We start from the raw sequence: 3,865 nt of genomic DNA on the forward strand, positions 1-3,865 counted from the left end.
GGACCAAGAAGGATACGGATCGCGCTTTGGCCGACTGCAATGAAGCGATCAGCGTCAATCGCACCACCGCGGCCGCCTACCTCAATCGCGGCAACGTCTATCTCAGCAAATCGGATCCGGACCGCGCGCTCACCGACTTCAACGAAGCGCTCCGGCTCGATCCGAAAAACGCCTGGGCCTATACCGAGCGCGGCAACCTCTACAGGAACAAGGGAGACATCGATCGCGCAATGGCGGATTTGAACCAGGCGATCACGCTCGATCCGAACTATGCTTTCGCGCATTTTCTGCGAGGCGACTTGTACAGGAAGAAGGGCGATCTTGCGCGCGCGATGGACGACATGGACGACACGTTGCGGCTCGATCCGAACTATCCGCTCGCGTATTTCACGCGCGGGCGTCTCTCCTTCATGCTCGGCAATGGTCCCGCGGCGCTCACGGATTTCGGCAAGGCCATCAAACTCGAGCCTAACGACGCCATGTCCTACTTCGACCGCGGCGTCACCTATTACGTCATCGGCGACCGCAACGCGGATGCGGAAGCCGATTTCAGGAAAGCTGCCCAACTCAACCCGAAGGACGCTTATGCCGCGCTGTGGCGCGAGCTTGCCGAACGGCGTATCCATGGGCCAAGTCAATTGGCGGAGGCTTCCAAACAGGTCGACATGAAGGCTTGGCCGGCGCCGGTGATTCGCCTGTTCCTCGGCGAGACGACCATTGAACAGACGCTTGCCGCAGCGTCCGATAACGATCCGCAAGTCAAGGTGGCGCAAACCTGCGAAGCCAATTTCTACAGCGGCGAGTTCGCGCTTCTGAAGAAGAACAAGAAGGAAGCGCAAAGGCTGCTCAAGCTCGCCGCCGACAATTGCCCGCCGGCTTTCGTCGAATCGACGGCTGCGGTGGCTGAGCTGATTCCACTGAAGTGAGGATCGAAAGCGCACGCCTGCCTGCGCCGAGCGCGCAACTGCGCTTTGGCCGATAAACTTGATGCTGAGTGTTGCAAGGATGGCGTCTTACGCCGTGGCGGCCATTCGACAGAGGCCAAAAAAGCTGAGCAGCTTCCCCCATACCCCCCAGGATATGTCCCCCGGGAACACTGCTCAGCTTCTTAGCGCCCTCGCCTCTCCCGCGTCAGCGCGGGAATTCCTGCGAACCGCCGAGAACGACCTCGGGAGCCCCCCCTCCGTCGCGCTTCGGAGAATTACCGAAGGCTTCCGCACACGCAATAAAAAGACGGCGGGAGACCAGTTTTCAGATCGATGTTTCTGGAAGATGTTGCACAAAAAGCACGCAAAGCGGATGGGCCGCTAGCCGGGCAAGGCCGTATCGCCAATGAAACGGCCATCCGTCAATCTGCTGCTTGCGGCTTGGCGCGGTGTCGGGCATATCCGCGCTGAACGGAGCTGTGGCCGAGTGGCTGAAGGCGGCGGTTTGCTAAACCGTTATAGGCTTGTAAAGGCCTATCGAGGGTTCGAATCCCTCCGGCTCCGCCAATCCATATTTTTCAGCCTTCTTTTCTGCTTTCACGGTTACCCTGCTCAGGCCCAGCTTTTTTCAGCCGATCGACCGCGCCGAGATCATGAAATCCGGGTGGGATAAAAGAGCCGGAAAGACTCCGGCGCCCGCCAGCAGGTACCAGCGAAACAGCGGCGAATCCGGCGGCGGTGAAAGCTGCGGCGTCCACCCGGTGAATTTTTCCAGCGCATAGGTGTCCATCACGGTCCCGCGCCAGACGCGGTTGACCCTTTCGAGCGGCTCCCGGGTCGCCGTGATGACGGGCCATAGCGGATTGCCCGGGTTGTTGTCGGGCTCGCGGGCAACATAGATGCCGGCGTGGCCCTTGATCCGGCTCATATCGGGCTGGCGAAAGCCGATGTAACGTCCGCGCTCGTTGATCTGGACCACCGGCACGCGATCCCTGAGAAACCAGCGCAACATCGAATAAGTCCGGTAGTCCGTGGTAGCGATCCAGGTGGCGCCAGTCTTCTTCAGTTCAGCCTCGGCGTGGCGCGCGATAGGCTCATAGCCGGCTTCGCGGCCGATCGGATCGGTCCTTCCGATCAGATTCCATGGCGCTGCGACGGAATAAAGAAAGACGGCAACGACAAACGCGACGCCGGAAACGATCGCCACATGGGCCCAGCGGGCAAACGATCTCCGGCGGCTGTCGGGCTGCATCGCGAGATTGATGGCGGCGGCGGCAAAGCCGAACGGCCAGATAAACATCGGCCAGGTGTCGCCGATCCTCAGACGGAGCGATTTCCACACCAGGTAAAGCAACGGCAAAATCACGGCTGTCGACAGCAGGATCGCGACCGCATCCAACCGGCGATAGCCGCGTCCCGCGGTCAACACGACAGCGGCCAGGACGACAGGCAGCAGGACGAATCCGACCAGTCCAAGCTGCAATCCGATGAATTCGCCGAGCGTGCGCAGCGACCACGGATGGGTCGCCACCACCCGGACAAACTGAAAGCGAAACGATGCCCAGCCGTGCTGCATGTTCCAGATCAGAACGGGGAGGAACAGCGCGAGCGCGATCAAAGCTGCCACCCAGGGATAGGGACTGCGCAGCCAGCGCCCGCGCCACCGCGGCACAAACATGAACGCCAGCACCGCCGGAAGCAGCAGGACGCAGGTGAACTTCGAAAGCGACGCCAAACCTGCGAAAGTGCCGGCGGCCAGCCACCAGCGCCCATCGTTGCTCTCGGCGAGCCGGACCAGCGCCCATGCCATCGCCATGACGAAAGGAATCAGCGCGACGTCGGGTGATACCTTGGACATCAGCAAGCCAAAATAAAGCGACGCTTCCATCATCGAGACCGCGATGACGACCGCGCGGAAGTCGCGCGTCACGCGCCATACGATATCGGCGAGCAGCCCTTGCGTCGCCAGCATCGCCAGAATGCCCGGCAAGCGGACCCCGAGGTTGGTATCGCCAAAGACCGCAGTACTCAGGCGGATCAACCAGGCAATCATGGGCGGATGATCGAGGAAGGAAAGCACATTCTCTTTCGACCAGGTCCAGTAATAGGCCTCGTCCGTCCGCAGATCGATCGCACTGGCGTAAATCAACCGCAGCGCCGTCATGCCTGCGATAAGCGCGGCAATGGCGAACCACTGCCGGAACGCCGAACCATCCGATTTTTCGGTCAATTGAGCCCCACTCATTCCAGAGGGGAGTATAGGCGATCTGCGGCAATCTAAAGTTCAAAATTTGGAGGGCTCAGTTTCTCGCAAAGGTCGGGGAACAACGGGTGCCGTCCTTGTCGACGCAGCGGAAGGTCGCAGCCGGGCGCGGCCGCCCCTTGCGAGGAGCCGCGCCCCTTCGGCAGCGAAAGCCGGCGATCAACGGTCCGTAAGCCAAACCACAGTGATCGGGCGTCAGCGCTCGACGATCAATGCGTGCTCATCCAGTCACGGGCTTCGCGCTGCGCGGCTGCGATTTCAGCTTCCGACATCAGCTCGGCGACCTCGCGGCGCATCTGGATCGCATCGCTGCGGCCCTTCACGGCGGCAAGATTGAACCATTTGTGCGCGGCGATCAGATTGACGACGCCGGAACGGCCGCTCGCCCAATAGAGCCCGCGCTCGAACAGCAGATCCGGAATGCCCGACGCCTGCACCGGTGTTGCCGCATCCAGATCGAAAGATCCCTGAAACATGTTAGTCTCCCCGTTTATTGTTGGCCCGCGCTGTTGTCCGCGCGCGGCCCCTGTCCAGTTTATAAAAACGCCCCATGTCGCCGCTGACCGGCTGTTGAGGCGATCATGACCGGTAAAATTTGAAGGACAGTTTAAGGTTCGGGATGAATCGGCCGTAAACGCGGTTTCGCCTCCCGCGCCGGCAGTATGCGAGATATCCC

Annotated in this window: 3 protein-coding genes and 1 tRNA gene; 2 read left to right on the forward strand and 2 right to left on the reverse strand. The window is 61.0% G+C overall.

Annotation, left to right across the window (positions count from 1 at the left end):
• On the forward strand, positions 1-926 hold a 926-nt coding region (locus WB528_RS00380), incomplete at its 5' end, for a tetratricopeptide repeat protein (protein ID WP_423886454.1).
• Positions 927-1,399: 473 nt separating this feature from the next.
• Positions 1,400-1,493 (forward strand) — tRNA-Ser (locus WB528_RS00385).
• Between the two features lie 61 nt (positions 1,494-1,554).
• On the opposite strand, the gene WB528_RS00390 is transcribed toward WB528_RS00385, so the two are convergent.
• Positions 1,555-3,090, reverse strand: coding sequence for a glycosyltransferase family 39 protein (locus WB528_RS00390; RefSeq protein ID WP_423886456.1), 1,536 nt, complete (start codon positions 3,088-3,090; stop codon positions 1,555-1,557).
• A 308-nt stretch (positions 3,091-3,398) separates the two neighbouring features.
• Positions 3,399-3,665: a hypothetical protein gene (locus WB528_RS00395; protein WP_423886455.1), complete on the reverse strand. Its 267-nt coding sequence runs from the start codon at positions 3,663-3,665 to the stop codon at positions 3,399-3,401.
• Positions 3,666-3,865: the final 200 nt, after the last annotated feature.

The sequence above is a fragment of the Bradyrhizobium sp. genome (assembly GCF_049586575.1).
Classification (GTDB): Bacteria; Pseudomonadota; Alphaproteobacteria; order Rhizobiales; family Xanthobacteraceae; genus Bradyrhizobium.

Excerpts from the sequence above, each read along its gene's own strand:
- WB528_RS00390 (WP_423886456.1), bottom strand. The coding sequence starts at position 3,090 with ATGACGGCGCTGCGGTTGATTTACGCCAGTGCGATCGATCTGCGGACG.
- WB528_RS00395 (WP_423886455.1), bottom strand. The coding sequence starts at position 3,665 with ATGTTTCAGGGATCTTTCGATCTGGATGCGGCAACACCGGTGCAGGCG.